The 15316-nt window shown below is 47.2% G+C and carries 18 protein-coding genes; 12 read left to right on the plus strand and 6 right to left on the minus strand.

All coding sequences use genetic code 11. The annotated features are described in order from the left end of the window. Positions 1 to 14 precede the first annotated feature (14 nt). The 6 genes from DW350_RS08865 (at position 15) to DW350_RS08890 (ending at position 3771) form a co-directional block, all read left to right on the plus strand. Entirely contained in the window at positions 15 to 383 is a 369-nt protein-coding gene (locus DW350_RS08865; protein ID WP_115718519.1) for a hypothetical protein, read from the plus strand. Between the two features lie 99 nt (positions 384 to 482). After that, complete coding sequence (locus DW350_RS08870; RefSeq protein WP_115718520.1) at positions 483 to 767, plus strand: hypothetical protein; 285 nt, start codon at positions 483 to 485, stop codon at positions 765 to 767. A 522-nt stretch (positions 768 to 1289) separates the two neighbouring features. Next, on the plus strand, positions 1290 to 1706 hold the full coding sequence (locus DW350_RS08875; RefSeq protein ID WP_115718521.1) for a hypothetical protein: 417 nt from the start codon (positions 1290 to 1292) through the stop codon (positions 1704 to 1706). A gap of 81 nt (positions 1707 to 1787) precedes the next feature. Beyond that, on the plus strand, positions 1788 to 2471 hold the full coding sequence (locus DW350_RS08880) for a hypothetical protein (RefSeq protein ID WP_152032959.1): 684 nt from the start codon (positions 1788 to 1790) through the stop codon (positions 2469 to 2471). 82 nt (positions 2472 to 2553) lie between these two features. Further along, complete coding sequence (locus DW350_RS08885) at positions 2554 to 3258, plus strand: hypothetical protein (RefSeq protein WP_152032960.1); 705 nt, start codon at positions 2554 to 2556, stop codon at positions 3256 to 3258. A 219-nt stretch (positions 3259 to 3477) separates the two neighbouring features. Next, positions 3478 to 3771 carry a hypothetical protein gene (locus DW350_RS08890; RefSeq protein WP_115718524.1) on the plus strand — a complete coding sequence of 98 codons (294 nt, stop codon included), beginning with the start codon at positions 3478 to 3480 and terminating at the stop codon, positions 3769 to 3771. 203 nt (positions 3772 to 3974) lie between these two features. On the opposite strand, the gene DW350_RS08895 is transcribed toward DW350_RS08890, so the two are convergent. Further along, a complete protein-coding gene (locus DW350_RS08895) occupies positions 3975 to 5225 on the minus strand; it encodes a DEAD/DEAH box helicase (protein WP_115718525.1) in 1251 nt (416 codons plus the stop codon). A 137-nt stretch (positions 5226 to 5362) separates the two neighbouring features. On the opposite strand from DW350_RS08895, the gene DW350_RS08900 reads away from it, so the two are divergent. Next, positions 5363 to 5839, plus strand: a complete 477-nt coding sequence (locus tag DW350_RS08900) for a hypothetical protein (RefSeq protein ID WP_115718526.1) — start codon at positions 5363 to 5365, stop codon at positions 5837 to 5839. A gap of 159 nt (positions 5840 to 5998) precedes the next feature. Continuing rightward, on the plus strand, positions 5999 to 6577 hold the full coding sequence (locus DW350_RS08905; RefSeq protein WP_192954862.1) for a GNAT family N-acetyltransferase: 579 nt from the start codon (positions 5999 to 6001) through the stop codon (positions 6575 to 6577). A 61-nt stretch (positions 6578 to 6638) separates the two neighbouring features. Here the strand turns inward: DW350_RS08905 and DW350_RS08910 are convergent, their stop codons facing one another. Then, entirely contained in the window at positions 6639 to 6887 is a 249-nt protein-coding gene (locus DW350_RS08910) for a hypothetical protein (RefSeq protein WP_115718528.1), read from the minus strand. Continuing rightward, positions 6878 to 8449 (minus strand): hypothetical protein, encoded by a 1572-nt coding sequence (locus tag DW350_RS08915; RefSeq protein ID WP_192954863.1) that lies wholly within the window; start codon positions 8447 to 8449, stop codon positions 6878 to 6880. Before DW350_RS08915 ends, DW350_RS08910 begins: the two co-directional genes overlap by 10 nt. A 407-nt stretch (positions 8450 to 8856) precedes the next feature. Here DW350_RS08915 and surE point away from each other — a divergent pair, with 407 nt between their 5' ends. After that, entirely contained in the window at positions 8857 to 9762 is a 906-nt protein-coding gene (gene surE / locus DW350_RS08920; RefSeq protein WP_115718530.1) for a 5'/3'-nucleotidase SurE, read from the plus strand. Between the two features lie 31 nt (positions 9763 to 9793). Here surE and DW350_RS08925 read toward each other — a convergent pair whose 3' ends face one another. Both DW350_RS08925 and DW350_RS08930 read right to left on the minus strand, forming a co-directional pair. Continuing rightward, complete coding sequence (locus DW350_RS08925) at positions 9794 to 10906, minus strand: iron-containing alcohol dehydrogenase family protein (protein ID WP_115718531.1); 1113 nt, start codon at positions 10904 to 10906, stop codon at positions 9794 to 9796. Positions 10907 to 10953: 47 nt separating this feature from the next. Further along, positions 10954 to 12654 (minus strand): sensor domain-containing diguanylate cyclase, encoded by a 1701-nt coding sequence (locus DW350_RS08930; RefSeq protein ID WP_115718532.1) that lies wholly within the window; start codon positions 12652 to 12654, stop codon positions 10954 to 10956. Positions 12655 to 12778: 124 nt separating this feature from the next. Between DW350_RS08930 and DW350_RS19695 the strand changes: the two genes are divergently transcribed. From DW350_RS19695 to DW350_RS08940, 3 genes are all read left to right on the plus strand, one after another. Beyond that, entirely contained in the window at positions 12779 to 12913 is a 135-nt protein-coding gene (locus DW350_RS19695) for a hypothetical protein (RefSeq protein ID WP_264296850.1), read from the plus strand. A 433-nt stretch (positions 12914 to 13346) separates the two neighbouring features. Further along, entirely contained in the window at positions 13347 to 13553 is a 207-nt protein-coding gene (locus DW350_RS08935; protein ID WP_115718533.1) for a cold-shock protein, read from the plus strand. A 109-nt stretch (positions 13554 to 13662) separates the two neighbouring features. Then, positions 13663 to 14088: a GNAT family N-acetyltransferase gene (locus DW350_RS08940; protein WP_115718534.1), complete on the plus strand. Its 426-nt coding sequence runs from the start codon at positions 13663 to 13665 to the stop codon at positions 14086 to 14088. Positions 14089 to 14120: 32 nt separating this feature from the next. Here DW350_RS08940 and DW350_RS08945 read toward each other — a convergent pair whose 3' ends face one another. Then, positions 14121 to 15272 carry a M14 family metallopeptidase gene (locus DW350_RS08945; RefSeq protein ID WP_115718535.1) on the minus strand — a complete coding sequence of 384 codons (1152 nt, stop codon included), beginning with the start codon at positions 15270 to 15272 and terminating at the stop codon, positions 14121 to 14123. Between the last annotated feature and the right edge of the window lie 44 nt (positions 15273 to 15316).

Below are 15316 nucleotides of genomic sequence, written 5' to 3' on the forward strand. Positions count from 1 at the left end.
TCGGGTGAACATCAGTGGGACACCCACTTTTATATTCCTTACCAAATACTCTTGCGGTTGGGACATTCCGCAATGTTGATGTACCTGTTGAAGTAGAAATACACGAAAGCGAACCAGAGGTAAGTCTCGCTGAGTGGGATCATGCATCTAAAGGCTATGTCACAATGAAGTCGGGCAGTTGCGCAGTATTCGGTTGCACAGACTATTTACCTGATGCGGCAAAAATTGAAATTCTCCCTGGAGAGTATGCTGTGCTTTCTCTAGCTAAAGGACTTGACTCTATAACAGAGAAATGGGGAGACGCAGATGATATCTACAGGGTAATTCTTTGGCCTTCATCCAATAAAGAGTACAAAGTACTAAAGCGCTATGAAGACACGTAACAAGCCGCTCAAATTTGTTCCGGCCACAAAAGGCGTGGCCTCCACCGGATTCGCTACCGCTCGCCGTTTAGCGGGGCGTTAGCCAGCGAGAATCTACGTATGACGACATTAGGAGTGCTAATTCAGGAAGAATGCCACCTCCATGATCTTAAAAAGGAGGCGGCGTTAACCTTGGATCAATTAGTTTCTGCCTTGGAGGCAATGATTCAAGATGGTGAGGTTGAGTTATATCACTACTCCGAAACGTCTACAGTTACTCTCGAAAAGAATGCGGCGCTTGATGCTCTAAGGGACCGGCGTAACTTCGACTGGGCAAATGGTCAGGAGCATAGAGCTGATTACTTTGTGGCTCCCGGGCAAATAACCCGGGACATCCACTTCTAAACTTTCATAAAATCAAAGCCCTAACGAAGCCAGCCGCTGTTGGGGCCCCTTTAAGTGAAGCGCCTTACTGACGGGAGTGGGAGCTGATGCGAGTCAGGGATGACGAGCAAGCGGAAGACGCGTCAGGAACGCGTGTGAAGCGGTCAGCGGTAAGCGACCAGAAGTAAGGATACCGCGTAACGCCGGGGTGTCCTTCTTAGCTTACTTTCTTGGACAAGCAAGAAAGTAAGTCGCCCGCCGGGGCGAGTCCCGGCATTAATAAAAAAAATTAAAAAAGGACATCCATCTTCTGAGTAACTAAAAGACATATTTCTTGAAGGCGTCGGATCTAGCAAGCCGGATATGCCTTTAATTAGTTTTTAGGGTTCTTTCAAGCCGGTAAGCGATGAAATGGCGATTTCTGGCCGTGCGGGAGCGTCAGTAGCCACGGAAGTGAGTTATTTGATTGGTGTGGTGGCTTACGCGGCCTTTATCGGTAAAAAATAAAGGACATCCATCTTCTATGTTTTCAATGGGAAATTTATGAACAATTTACGTAGTCTGTTCCTTGTCGTTTTCTTGGTTGTCCTGTCAGGCTGCGCGGGCACCCCTAACCACCAGGCCAAATCGGAACGCGAAGTGAAGGTGGAAAAATCAAATGATCTTACGGTGCGAGATGTAATAGTTGCAGTCCTACTTAAGGCACCAAGGCCAAAACTCGGTGAAACTAAAAGCAAAGTCTTTTCTTCCTTAAAAAATAGCTCTGGTGAAGTTATCCATGACGATGAACAAACTATTACTGCCAATTTCCATACGGAAGGTACTCCAATAGAAACTGCCTATAGCCACTGTGAGCTGAAGTACTCATTTGATTCAGGCCAACTGGTGCGTGGCCCTATTGTTGTTGGGGACTGCTCTAATCTGGAAATAAAGGGTAAGCGTAATCCGGAAAATAAATAAGAATAAAATAGAAAGGGACATCCATCTTCTGAGTACTGGAAGAGGCGTACGTCCGGTAGTGGAAAAACTATGATAAAGTTAATGAAAATATTACTGTTTTCAATTTTACTTTATGCTTCTTTCGATGTCGAAGCTGTTAGTAATACCTATGGTTGTAAATATAGTAAAAACATTTCGGCGGTTACGAAGAAATATAAAATAAATATACCGGATGGTAATGGTGGCTATTCAGAAGTAAAAGTTTGTAATTTAAAGAAATCAACTAATATTTACATATACAGTTTTCCTCTTATAGATAAGAATGTTTGCTATGTAAAAGCCTTTGCTTTTATACCTTTAAAAGGTTCAAAAGGAAATCCAGAAGGAGAGGTTAGAGAGTATTACTCCTATAATGGCGATGGAGAGTGTCGTGATTATAGTAACGAGAACTATATAGATTTAACTTATCTTTCACAGCATGTTGATAGAGTTCACTTTTCAATAATGTTGAATGGTTTTCTATCTTCATTTCGAAGTGGGAATTATGATAAGTATATGGGTATTTCGATTTATGATGTGTTTTTTTCGAAAGATTATATTGATTTTAAAAGAGAAATTATGCAAGGAAAGCCAATATATATAAAGAATGTTATTCGCTCACCTCTTTCCAGTAGTGATAATGATATTATAATAACTATATCCTTAGGCGAGAATGATTGGGATTTGATGGCAAAAATAGAAAATGGAAAGATAGTTATTAAAAAACTATCAAAGGTATTTCTTTGATTAAAAATAAAAAGGGACGCCAATTTTATTTTAAGAGATAATCCATTATATCGGGGACTCAAAAAACGTGGCTGAAAAACGAATGGAAATCATGGTAGTAGCCTCACGTCAAAAGATTATTTTGACGTTGTTTTTTTATTCTCTGTCATATAGTGCTGTTGCTAAATTTGATAAATATAGTGATGGTTGCTTTGATTTTCATGATGTAGATAACATGAAGCTTAGATCTCTATCAATTCCAAAATCAAATTTGTCAAAGATCACGTTGTGTAATTTGAATGGAGCGGTAAGTGTTTACGCATATACTGTTCCGACGATAGAAGATAGGGTTTGCTACATCAAAGGGTATGAATATAGCAAAGTTAACGAAGACGCTGAGTGGAAATACGACGACCAACGGGATTATTATGCTCATATGGAATCAAATAAATGCCCCGAATATAAAAGCGATACTTATATAGATTTTACTTATGCCTCGAAATCGTTTGATAGGTCTAAGCTAGTACTAGACTTGAGCAAGATGGTGGATTCATTTTCGAATGGCGATTATAAGAAGTACATAAACCTTTCTTTATACGACATACTATTTTCTAACTCTCTATCTGAATTTAAGAGAGAAGTGAAGAGTGGATATCGTATAACTATAGATAGTGTATTTCGTAATCCGCTATCAGATAGTAATTCCTTAAACATTGTGGAGATTTCCATCGGAAGAAGTAGATGGCATTTTTTAATAGAAATTGATGATGGTAATTTAAAGGTTAAAAAAATAATTAGACTAATCTAGAGATGATTTTCTCAATAGTAATAAAAATCAACATCCATCCTCAGTTTCTCACAATTTCAGTAAGTTAGGGTGTGAAAGGACGTTTAGTGTGGAAGTAGCACGCCGTGCACTCCAAACCGTTAGCCTCCTGCGCTGGGTTGGATGGAGTTATAGGTTAGGGAGCGAGTGGTACGCTATAAATGCTGAGTGCAATAATCCTGTTTGTACTGGGAGTGTAGGATGGTAATTTGGGTTCTCGAAATAATAGCGTTTATTTTGATGGTTTTGTTTATTTTTTCTGCTGTGAATGCAATCCATTTTATTAATTCCGGCATGCTTAGGGTCAAGAAAGAATATAAAGCCTTAGTCAGAGGAGTTCCATTTTTCTTTCTTGTAAAAAATATATATAAAGAGGATGGTTTGTACTTTAGACGGCAAGGAATTAGATGGTTGCTTATCTCTTTTGCTGCACTTTTAGCCGTGTTTTTTGTTTTTTATTTTTCCTATTGTTTTGGGTTTTATCATCAGACATAATTATATTTTTCTACATTATTACTCATTTGGTGAGCTCAGAAATCGATAAAAAGGGACATCCATCTCTGAATAACTCAACGCTTATTGCTTGAAAGAGTTGGATCCAGAAAACCGGGCATGCCTTTAATTGGCTGCATTCGCATAAGCGTTGAAATGATGATTTAAGGCAGCTGTAGGTCAAAGGTGGCTGCCTTTTCTCAAAACTAACGCCGACGCGGTTTGCCACGTTTTGCTTTCGCGCTGCCAGTTTGCCCTAGGGCTTTGGCGCGTAGGTTTTTCTTTGAGGTGTTACGGCTTGGGCTGTTTGTCTCTTCTTGCGCCAAAAGGTTTGGCTCAAAGCCTTCTTGCCACTGCAGGTTAAAATGTTCGCCAGTGAGCTTTTCTACGTCTTTGAGCAAGTATTTTTCTTTACTGGAGACTAGGGATACGGCAAGGCCTGCTTGCCCGGCGCGGCCGGTTCGGCCGATGCGGTGAATGTAGTCTTCGGCGTTGTAGGGCAGCTCAAAGTTAACGACGTATTGCAGCTGCTGGATGTCGAGGCCGCGGGCGGCCACATCAGTGGCAACAAGGGCGCGCACCTTGCCGGTTTTAAATTCTGCCAGGCCGCGGTCGCGGGCGCCTTGGGATTTGTCGCCATGTATCGCCGCGGAACTGATGCCGTCTTTCTCAAGCTCTTTGGTAAGGGCATCTACCGCTTGTTTGGTACGGGTGAAAATAAGCACCTGTTGCCAATTTTTAGCGCCTATCAGGTACGCCAATAAAGCCGCTTTGCGAGAGTTGTCGACCTCAAAAAAACGCTGTTCCACTTTGGTGGCCGCTTGATTACGCGGGGCAACTTCGATGAGTTTTGGCTGCTTTAACATGGTTTTACTTAGCGCAAAAACATCGTCGTTAAAGGTGGCGGAAAAGAACAAGGTTTGGCGCGTATCCGGCAGGCGCTTTAGGATGCGGTTAATATCGACAATAAAGCCCATGTCCAACATGCGGTCTGCTTCATCAAGCACCAGTGTTTCCACCGTACCTAGGTCAATAAGGCCTTTAATGGCCAGCTCCAGCAAGCGGCCCGGGGTAGCCACCAATACGTCACAGCCCTGGTTTAAGGCTTCAAGCTGCGGGTTAATACTGGCGCCGCCGTAAGCCACCACCGCGCTGAGCCCTAAACCCTGACTGTATTTTTTAAAGCTCTGGTGTACTTGCTGCGCCAGTTCCCGGGTTGGGGTCAGCACCAGCACCCGGATGGCTTTTTCTGTGGTTTCCCGCATCAAGTGACGTTCAATCAATGGCAAGGCAAAGGCGGCGGTTTTACCGGTGCCTGTTTGCGCCCCAGCCATCACATCATGGCCTGCCAGAACCTCGGGGATCGCCGCTTGTTGAATTGGCGTTGGTGTTTGATAACCCAGACTATCAAGAACAGCCAAGATATCCGCATGCAGGCCAAGAGTCGAAAAACGCATAAAAAATAATCGCTTACGGTGAGGTTTGACGGTGCTATTTTAGCATAAAGCTTTACATTAGAGAGATAACTCTCAGAGTAAAATGAAGTAGAGTTTAAATTCCACATAGCTATTTGAGTTAATAATAAGGTTTTATCATGAGATTACTGCTGGTCTTTTTGTTTTTAGTTTTACAAGGCTGCATGAGTACAGATGTTGCTTCGAAGGGGGCGACCTTTACCTATGAGGCTTCTCCTAAAAGTGGTAAAGCCATTGCGTATTTCTATCAGTTTGCTTTACCAGGTGTTAATTCCTGTTTGTTGGTTGGTGTCGATGGTAAATACAAAGCGTGTATGGGGTATCCTGGATATGCCAAAGTCAGTATATCTGCGGGAGATAGAGATATCTCTTTCACACCTAATTCACTTGTAAAAATATCAAATCTCAATTTTAAGTATAAATTTATGGCCGGTCGTGAATATTTTTTCTGCTTCCAGCCGGTCTTCTCCGCAGGGAAAGATGATATAGAAATAGCAAGCCAATATAATGTGGCTGTTGATAAAACTTACGGCTGGTTCTTAGTTGATAAAAATAAGGCATTAGAAGAAATGCGGAAATTGAGGCTATGGCAATAGAATACTAGGCGATATTTGTTGGATGAGGTTTTTGGAATCATCGAAGTGTTGATGTATTTTTATTGACAATTTTTGATGCTAAGAAGTGATAGCAATGTATTGGTATATGTTGTTGGTCACTATGGGGCTAATGCTGTAACGCCAACGAGTACCAAACCGATGAGCCAGTTTAGTTTTACTACACAACAGATTGATTTAGCGTCGGTTACGCTGTCTGGCCCCAGGCTTACGTTAAGGCCTGTGAGTGATATGGATGCCGAGGTGATGTTTAACGAATTTAGCCCGGCGGTTACCCGCTATATGATGCCAAAGCCCGCCGCTGATATTAGCGAAACTCGCGCCTTTATTAGCAACTCCTTAGCGTTAATGGCCAAGCAGCAAGAGCTGGTATTAGCCATTACCGATAACGATAGTGGCGACTTTCTTGGGGTTTGCGGCATGCATGGCCGTGGGACGTATCACCAGCCGGAACTGGGCCTGTGGCTAAAGATGGCAGCCCACGGCAATGGCTACGGCCGGGAAGCCATTTGGCAGCTTTGCCACTGGATGGTGAAAAATGTTGATTTTGATTACGCCGTTTATCCGGTTGATAAAGCCAATATCCCCAGCCGCCGCATTCCCGAATCCTTAGGCGGCATCATTGCTGGTGAAGTAGTGAAGGAAAACATGGCCGGGGTTTTACTGGATGAGGTGGTGTATCACCTCAGTAAAGCGCGGCTCGCTGAGGTATTAGGGTAGGGCATTAAAATAGAAAAGGCAGTGCCCAGCGGCGCTGCCTTTTCTATTTTAGGTGTTAGTTTTATTCCGTTAGTAAGGCAGAGATCTCGCTATAGAGTGCATTAACTTCCCAGGCCTTGAGCTGGGCCAACACATTCACCGGATAATTTTCGAGGTGGAACTGTAAAAAGGTGGAGTAGTTCGGAAAGTTTTTAAGGTCTCCGGAAGGTTCCGCCCCTTGGCCGTCGGTAAGATCTTTAAGTATGTCCGGATCGGTGATCTGCTGTTGCCAACGGGCATTGGGGGTGTTGTAAACCCAAATTACTTCCACACGTCTGCCGGCGGTAATAGCCGCCACGGGTTATCTACGGTAGTTAATGTTTGTTTAGCCCAGGCGGTGTTTTGGCCCAAGGTGTTGCTGCCATCGCTGCTGTTAGTGGCCAGTTGTGTTAACAAGTCAGCAAAGGCGCCATTTTCGTCAGAAAAAAGTTGCGCATAACTCATCGGCTCATTCGGGCTCATCCCCCCGTAGCTTGGGTAGTTACCGGTTATTTTGCTAAAGCCCTTGTAACCAAACAGCCGTGACAGCTGGTTGTCGGCGACCACAACATCGTTGTTAGAAAACGATAACGGCAGTTCGCAATTAATAAAGGCAACCGCTTTTATATCGCCGGTGGTTTGCGCTAAAAGCCCAAGTAAACCCGTATTTTCAAAGGTGCCACCATCACTAAAACCGTAGCTTTGGCCTTGCTCATCGTTACCCACGGCATCAAGTGACCAATAGGGATATTGCGGCACCAGTGCGAAGTAGCCGTTTTCCAGTAAATCGTGTTTTAACGACAAAATCTTACTCCGAACTTTCGGCAGGTTTTCTACTTTACGCAGCGCGTATTTCCGGATCAGTCGGCTTTCATCTTTATCGCCGAGAAAGTCTTTCTCGGCGCTGTCGAGAAAATTCGCCACCAAGGTTTGCAGAGCATGTGCATAAAAGGAGCTGGAACAGGCAGTGGTATCACAAAGCGAATAGCGGCGGGAGATCTCTACTGTTGCCGTGTCATCCGCAGCTGAGCCAATTAAGGTGCTAGCAAAGCCAAAACTTTCACAGGCGCCGCCGCCCAGTATGGCCCCGTCAGGGCTTTGCCCTGGAATGCCGGTGTGAATAGGGGTGGCCTGAACCGGCACTTGCGGTGCCTGCTTGATATCTTGCATCAAGTTGTAGTTAACAATATGGGTGGGCCTATCGCTGCGCGGATAGTAAAAGTCGTCCTTAGTTAGGCCTTCGTTATTGGGCAGAATGTTTTCACGCACATAATCGGCCGATAGGCTGTAAAACTTGGCCGGAAGGTCAGTGCCAGTGGTGTAGCTGAGTGACGAAAGGTCAAAAGGAGCCAAAATGAAATCGCTGATAATTTCGGTCCATAACTGCGACAGCGGTAAATCGTATTCGGCGGCATCTTCTAACCAGCGCTGCATAAAAAGGTAAATTTTTAAAACGCTGAAGTTGTCAGGCGCCTTGCCCAAGCAGGTGCTGGCCATATAGCCCATGTTGGCGGGATGGTCATCCCGTTTAGTGCCTTTATAAAGGGTATTGGGCGCCTGGGGCGAAACCAGCAAATCGGCATCGGTTACCGGTTGGCGATTAATTTTCTCCGGCAGGTATACATAGGGAACCGACCCCCAGGTGCCACCGGATACCGAAGAGATAAAAGACACCTTGTCGATAAGATGTTGGCTGCTGTCTTGTGGGGCGGTCAGTGTCGTTAGCGCCGATAGTTGCCCTAAAGTGCAGGACATGGCGCGGGTGCCACCGCCGGAGAAACAAATGCCCACTACTGGGCTTTGGTTACCATTTTGCCCGACCGGGTTGGGGTATAGCTTGACGTTATTGCTCATTGTTGCCTCCATGCATAAATTAAGCGGTTCAGCCGCTCTATAAAATACGGCTATTTATGGTTTACACCTAATAAAGATATAAAAATACGAATAGCTATTTTTGTTATAAAAATGGTGAACTATGGCACGTTTTTAAAATGACCGATTTTAATCGCCATGGGCGTTCTATTCGCCATAATTAAAGGAAAGTCGTAACGGTTGTCATTGATTTGGCAATATTTGGTGACATCTTTATGGCTGAAATGTCGCCTGTTATGCCGTAAATAGAAAGAGTAAATAACGGTCTCGTGGTAGGCATTTTTTTACAAGCAATCAGTCACTATCGATAACCTATTACCGCTACTAATAACGGGCAGCATTACAGTGTGTTAGTGGCATGGGCAACCGATCCTTTGGAGAGCTGTCGCATGAAAACGCATCGCACTGCAGGTTTTTCTTTTTTATTCGGGTTGTTGGGCCTGGTGTCACTGTCAGCTATGGCGGCAAGTCACTGGCCACAGAATGTACTTATCACCAACGACAACGGCATTGATGACCCTAAAATCTGGGCTTTGGCCAAAGCCGTGGCGAAAGACAGTGACACCTGGATAGTGGCGGCCAGTAAAGACAGAAGCGGCTCTTCTAATTACATGACGCTGGGGGCCGACCGGCGGGCGCTTACCGTGCACCGGGTTTTTCAGCAGGGGCACCTAACAGCCTATTCTTTTGACGGTTACCCAGCCGATTGTGTGGCGTTTGGCATTCTCGGGCCGATGAAGCACCAAGCCCCCGATTTAGTGATCTCCGGTATTAATGGTGGCCCCAATTTGGGCCAAAGCAGCTGGTTTGGCTCTGGCACCATTGGCGCCGCGCGTACCGCGGCCCATATGGGGATCCCGGCCATTGCTGTTTCGGGCCTGCATGATAAAGACACCGCTATGGTTAACGCCGTTACTCACTGGCTGGTGGCGTTTATCCATAGCCCCATGGTGCAACAGTTACAGCCAGGCCAATACCTAACCATTGCCTTTCCCAGGGTGGCGGTAGATAAAATTCATGGTGTGGTGGTGGCGCCCAAAACGCCGCCAACGCCACATTTAGCCGAGTTTGAAAGGGTTGATAGTAGCGGCAGCGGTAGCGATGTCACGGAAGTGTGGCTGGCAAAGCCAACCGGCAAGAAGCCGCAGATAACGGCCGATGGCGACCAGGCGCTTTATCGCCAGAACGATATTGTTATCACACCAATGCAAATAGGCGAGCAAAACCCGGCAGCGCTTAGTCAATTTCGCGGCGAGCTGGCTAAGGTGCCGCCTTGGCCCAAAGCCAAACCGTAAAAGAAAACGCCAGCAATGCTGGCGTTTTTTGTTATTGATGGGCTCGGCCTAGGCGGTCGGTTTCAATAATGGCAGCAATAAATTTTTCTTTGCTGGGGGGCGTGGGGGCATATTGCCATTCAATAACCGTTGCCGCTTTGTCGGCAATTACCGTGAGGTCGGCTTCGGTTAAGGCAATGTCGGCCAGGGTTGTTGGCAAACCAAGGGCCTTGTTAAAAGCCAGAATACGGTTAAATTCGGCGTCGTTGTTGTCGTACTTCAGCAGGCACAATACCCCAAAGGCAACAATTTCCCCGTGCAGGTGCGACTCACAGGCGGGGATCAATGAACTGCCGTAATAAACGCAGTGGGCAAGGGAGCTGTTGTAGTAGTACGTTTCGCCAGAGGGTACATGGGCACCCAAGTGCACGGTACAGTTCGAGACAATGCCCGTTAGCATCACAATGGCCAGCACCACTTCTTCAAGCTCGGGGGAAATGCGTTGTTGGCGGCAATCTTCCAGGGCTTTTTCGCCATGCTTTAACAGGGGCGCGGTGCAGGTTTTGGCAATACCCAACCCCAACTGCGGCAGGTGCGAAAGGGTGCGGCCACGGCAACAATATTCCACTTCATATTCTTTACTGAGCGCATCGCCAATACCGGCCCAAAACAGCTCTACCGGCGACTCGGCAATAATGCGGGTATTAATAAAGGTATGCTGCGGCGGCTGGCTTTGGTAGGCGTAGTCCTTGAAGGTGCCGTCGGGGTTATACATCACGCTAATAGAGGTGCACGCCGCGCAATTTGAGGCCAGGGTAGGGAAGGTAAACACCGGTTTGTCGGTTTTGGTGCCCAGCACTTTGATGGTGTCACAGGCGCGGCCACCGCCGACGGCAAAAATCATGTCGGCGTCTTTTACTGCCGCCATTGCTGCTAACTTATCAACGTTTTCCATGGTGGCATTGCCGCCATACCAAACAAAATCCAGCAAGGTGAGCTGGCTATTTTCCACCGCCTTTTTAATGGCATCCTGGGCTTTTAGCAGTGCCGTTTTACCGCCAATTACCACCGCTTTGCTGCCATAGCGCTGGGTAATGGCAGCAATATTGTCGTAGGCGTCTTCGCCCACACTGTAATTAGGCAGGTAAATGGTTTTATTTGACATGGTGTTGTCCTTTTACGGCAAAAAACGGGGTTAAGCGCTCGCCTGGGTTAATTCGACAATAAGGCGGCCGCTGATGGTTCTACACGATTACGGCCCTTTGCTTTAGCGTTGTAGAGGCGTTCATCGGCAATGCGAAACAAGCTTTCTAATTTATCGCTGTCGGTTATCGACGCAATACCAAAACTGGCCGTTAGGCGAACGGTGTTATCACCGGCCTGTAGTGGCGACTGTTCAATAACACGGCGCAAACTCTCAGCAAGTTGAATTGCTTGTTCGCTGGTGGTACCAGGCAGCAATAGCGCTAATTCTTCACCGCCCCAACGTACCACTAAATCGTTTTCTCTAACATTGGCTGTTAACAGTTTGGCGATATGCACCAGGGCCTGGTCGCCAACTTGGTGGCCAAAACGGTCGTTAACCGATTTAAAGTAATCGATATCCAGCAGCAACAAACTTAATGGCCGGGCTTTGCGGCTGGCGCTAACCAGTAAATGGTTGCCAAGCTCGGTAAAGGCGCGGCGGTTTAACAGGTTGGTGAGCGGATCGTATTCCGACAAGTACCGTGCCCGTAGCCGATCGCTTTCTATTACTTTGAGGTTTTTGGCCAAAATCATCGCCAATAGGATGGCTTCACAGACCACCCCCATTGCCGCGCCGTGGTAGCCAATATAGGTAAAAGGCACCAAGCCCCACACTGACAGCGAGGTTGATAGCATGCCGGTCATACTGGCTGACACTGCCAACAGGTAATAGCCGGTACCGCTAACATGGCGAAAATTCATCACCCCCACCAGCAGCATAATGACCGTCATGGCCGACAGATAACTAAAGGCAAAAAAGTCAGCGATAAGCTGGTTTTGCATGATGATGAGGGTAGTGATACCCACCGCCCCTAAGGCGATATACGCCAATAGCCAGCGGTACGTGGTAGGCCTGCGGCGTTTGAGCGACAAAAAACTAATGGCAAAAAGGGCGCCGCTAATACCATGCACCACCATAAACAGCAGCGTCATGTAGGCCTGGGTTAGGGGCGAGTGCGGGTAGAGCCATTGGTAACCAAAACCGTTGTAGCCGGTGTTGATCATCAAAAAGCAGCCAATATACAGCGAATAGAAAAGGGCGCTTTGCTGCTTAAAGACAAGATACAGCATCACGTTATAGCCAATCAGTACCAACAACATGCCATAGAGCAGGCCAAAGGCCAGGTGCGCCTTTAGATCAGCGTGTGTCGCCTGCACGGATGACGCCAACGATATTGGCATGGTGATAGGGTCGCTGGCCTGCGAACGAATATAAAGCGTGCTTGGTCCTGGCGGCAGGGTCAGGTGAAATACCAAACCGACACCGGGTAGAAAATGGCGATTGGGGAGGAGGGCATCACCGGCCTTAAAAACCTGCCACTGCCCTTGGGCGAACTGATAAAGGTCCTGGTGCTCAATCCAAATGCCGCCGGTGGTAAGGCGCCGTGCCACTGGGCTCGCGAGCGGATTGGTGATGGCAATACGTACCCAAACCGGCTTGCTGTTGATGCCAAAGTTTAAAAATGGCCTTTTGGCTTTGTGGCCCTGGCTTTCGGCAAAATGTTGTTGGGCCTGTGCCAGGGTCCAGTTGGCTGGCGTGCGTAAAAAATCGATACCGGTAATGGCGGGGGCTACTGTTGGGGCGGCAACAAACTCTGAGCCTGCACAGCTAGGCAAGGCATAAAAAAGCGCCAATAACGACAGCAAGAAAAAGCCGCGAGCAATCATGAGTTATTTTAAAGAATTTGGGGTCTGTTAACCTAGCATAATTCCCCGAAATTTGCGGGCTAAAGGCGCTATGGCAAGCGATAAATCGGTAAAGTGCCTCAATATGCGATAAAGGGGTTTTCTAATGCCAGTAGCGGCATTATTACTGGCGGCGTTTTCTGGCTTTGTTGTACATTTTTGCACCCGGGAATGGTTACAACACGGGCTGTCGGTGCAGATGCAGCGCCATCCGGTTGCCCCTAGCTGGTCGGTGCGCTAAGTGGTAATGCTGGCGTTGCGGCAGCGGCGTTTTCGTTCAGTGACTTGCTGGTGGCGTTTATTCCGCCAGCCGTTGATGGGCCTGATCATTAACCTTGGCATGTCTTTAGTGCTAAAAAAGAACGTTGAAAAGTAGAGGGTTATTAAATTTAATTGCCAACTGGTCTATTTTTCAGACGTTTTTATTGCCCAATTTAAACGCGAAAAATCGCTGGCTTATTTCGTTTGGTTAAACCGCATAAACGCTTGTTATCATTCATTTATATGTTTTTTTGATCAAAAGAATAAATGATGTAGGCCATTGCTATTAGTGTAACGACTCTGTTCTAATGGCACCTAGAGTAAAGCAAGGCTCTATTGACTTGCCTCTGTTTTCGTCATGGTGATAGCGAACGCAGACTTTTCACGTTCACCTGATAAGACGAGAATAGAAAATGAGTAAAGGTACCGTTAAGTGGTTCAACGCCGATAAAGGTTTTGGTTTTATTACCCCTGAAGACGGTGGTAAAGACCTGTTTGTACACCACTCAGAAATTCAAGCCGGTGGTGGTTTTGCTACCCTGAATGACGGCCAGGCTGTTGAATTTGAAGTAGGCCAAGGCCAAAAAGGCCCCTGTGCTAATAAAGTACGTGCGCTGTAATAAGCCCCTGCTTCATAAAAAACGCGCCTAAAGGCGCGTTTTTTGTTTCTGTATGAGATTGAATAGCGGCTTTTACCTTTTTTAAAGGCAAAAGCGATAGGGACATAGCGTGAAAATAGCCGTAACAACCGCCGCAACCGCTGAGGATGCCGCCCGCTTAAGCCGCGGCATTGTCGAATATAACCACAGTGCCTTACCTGACTTGGAGCCGGAAGACGCAGAAGTGCGTTTTTTTGTGTTGGCCCGTGATGCAAGTGGCCAATTGCAAGGTGGCATTCGGGCCAGTTGCTATTGGAATACCCTGCACATTGAACTGCTGTGGCTGTCAGCCACCTGCCGTGGCCAAGGTACTGGCCGGCAACTGCTGAAGGCCGCCGAAGACTTTGCCGTTGAAAAGGGCATGGAAAAGGCCATGGTCGAAACCACCAGCTGGCAAGCCAAACCCTTTTATGAAAAGTGCGGCTACCAGCATGTGGCCACCTTGCCGGATAGGCCCAAAGGCCACGCGTCGCACTACTTGCATAAAACCTTATAGAAAAGCCCGGAATGTACCGGGCTTTTTTGGGGTTATTTGGCGGCGGTAAAGGCCGTTGGGGGCGTAGCAAGCAAGGTTTTCATAAAACTGTCTGCCGCTTGTGCGCCCAGATAGCGAATAAGCGCTAGCGGCGTGTTGTCACCCACCTCGTAGGTCACACCATGCACGTGGTAGGTATCGGCAATAAATTGCTTAAAGACGCCACTATTAGGATGGGTACCCGGTTTAATGCTGGGCTTTTCTATCCAGTCGGTTCGCTTGCCAAGGGCGGTTAGCCAGGTGGCGGTTAAATCTGCCGGGTGCAGCTCGTCGCTTTTGGGCATGGTGTAGAAAATGTCATAGCGGGTGGAATGAAAGTCCAGCCCATAAACAATTCGGTCGCCATGCTTGGTGAGGCTTGCCAATTTGTCACGCACCAACCTTGACTCGGCTTGGCTAAAATTGCCCCAGTCACGGTTTAAGTCTTGCTTTTGGCTGGTATCGCGCCAGTTACCGTGGGCAACGCCATCAGGGTTTAGGTCTGGAATTAAAATCAGATTAAAGCGGTTAAAAAAGGCCTTGGATTCTGCACTGCGGGTAAAGAGCGTGTCGACAAATGCCAGTAAGGCATCGGCGCCGGTGACCTCTGGCGGATGTTGGCGGCCAACAATCACCACCCACTCATGGTTGCCTGGCTTTTGGCGGATCACTTGATACAACGGCCGCCCTTCTGCTGATTTTCCTAACAAACTAAAGTGCGCGTCAGGGCTTTGCTTGGCTTTGTCTTTCAGCCAGGTAGTGTATTGCTCGTTATAAAAAGGCGGTTGGCCGGCAACCCACAGTGGCTTGCTGCCAAGCTTTAAGTCAAAGCTCATGGTGTTGCCTTCGGTGGTAAAGGCAATTTCCTGCCAATGCTTGTGGTCGTGGCTAATTTTTGGCAAATAGCGAGGTTTAAAGCCGCTAAAGGCCATTTTAATGTGTAGCAGTTCCGGCTTTTTAGGCGTTACTTTAAAGTGAAACCAAGGGCTGGGGTTAAGGCGTTTTTGCTCGGGAACCACGGTCAACAGGTAACTGTCCGTGGCCAGGGCCTGGCAGTCGCCCAGGCGGCCGGTTTCAAAGTTGGCGGTAAATGAAACGTTCGGAAAACTGCAAGCCATGGCCGCCGCAGGCAGGCACAGCACCAGCAATAAAAGACGCTTAAACATAACGATTCCTTAATAGCGGGCGGCAACGCCGCCCATTAAATAGC

This window comes from Gallaecimonas mangrovi (assembly GCF_003367375.1).
GTDB classification, from domain to species: domain Bacteria; phylum Pseudomonadota; class Gammaproteobacteria; order Enterobacterales; family Gallaecimonadaceae; genus Gallaecimonas; species Gallaecimonas mangrovi.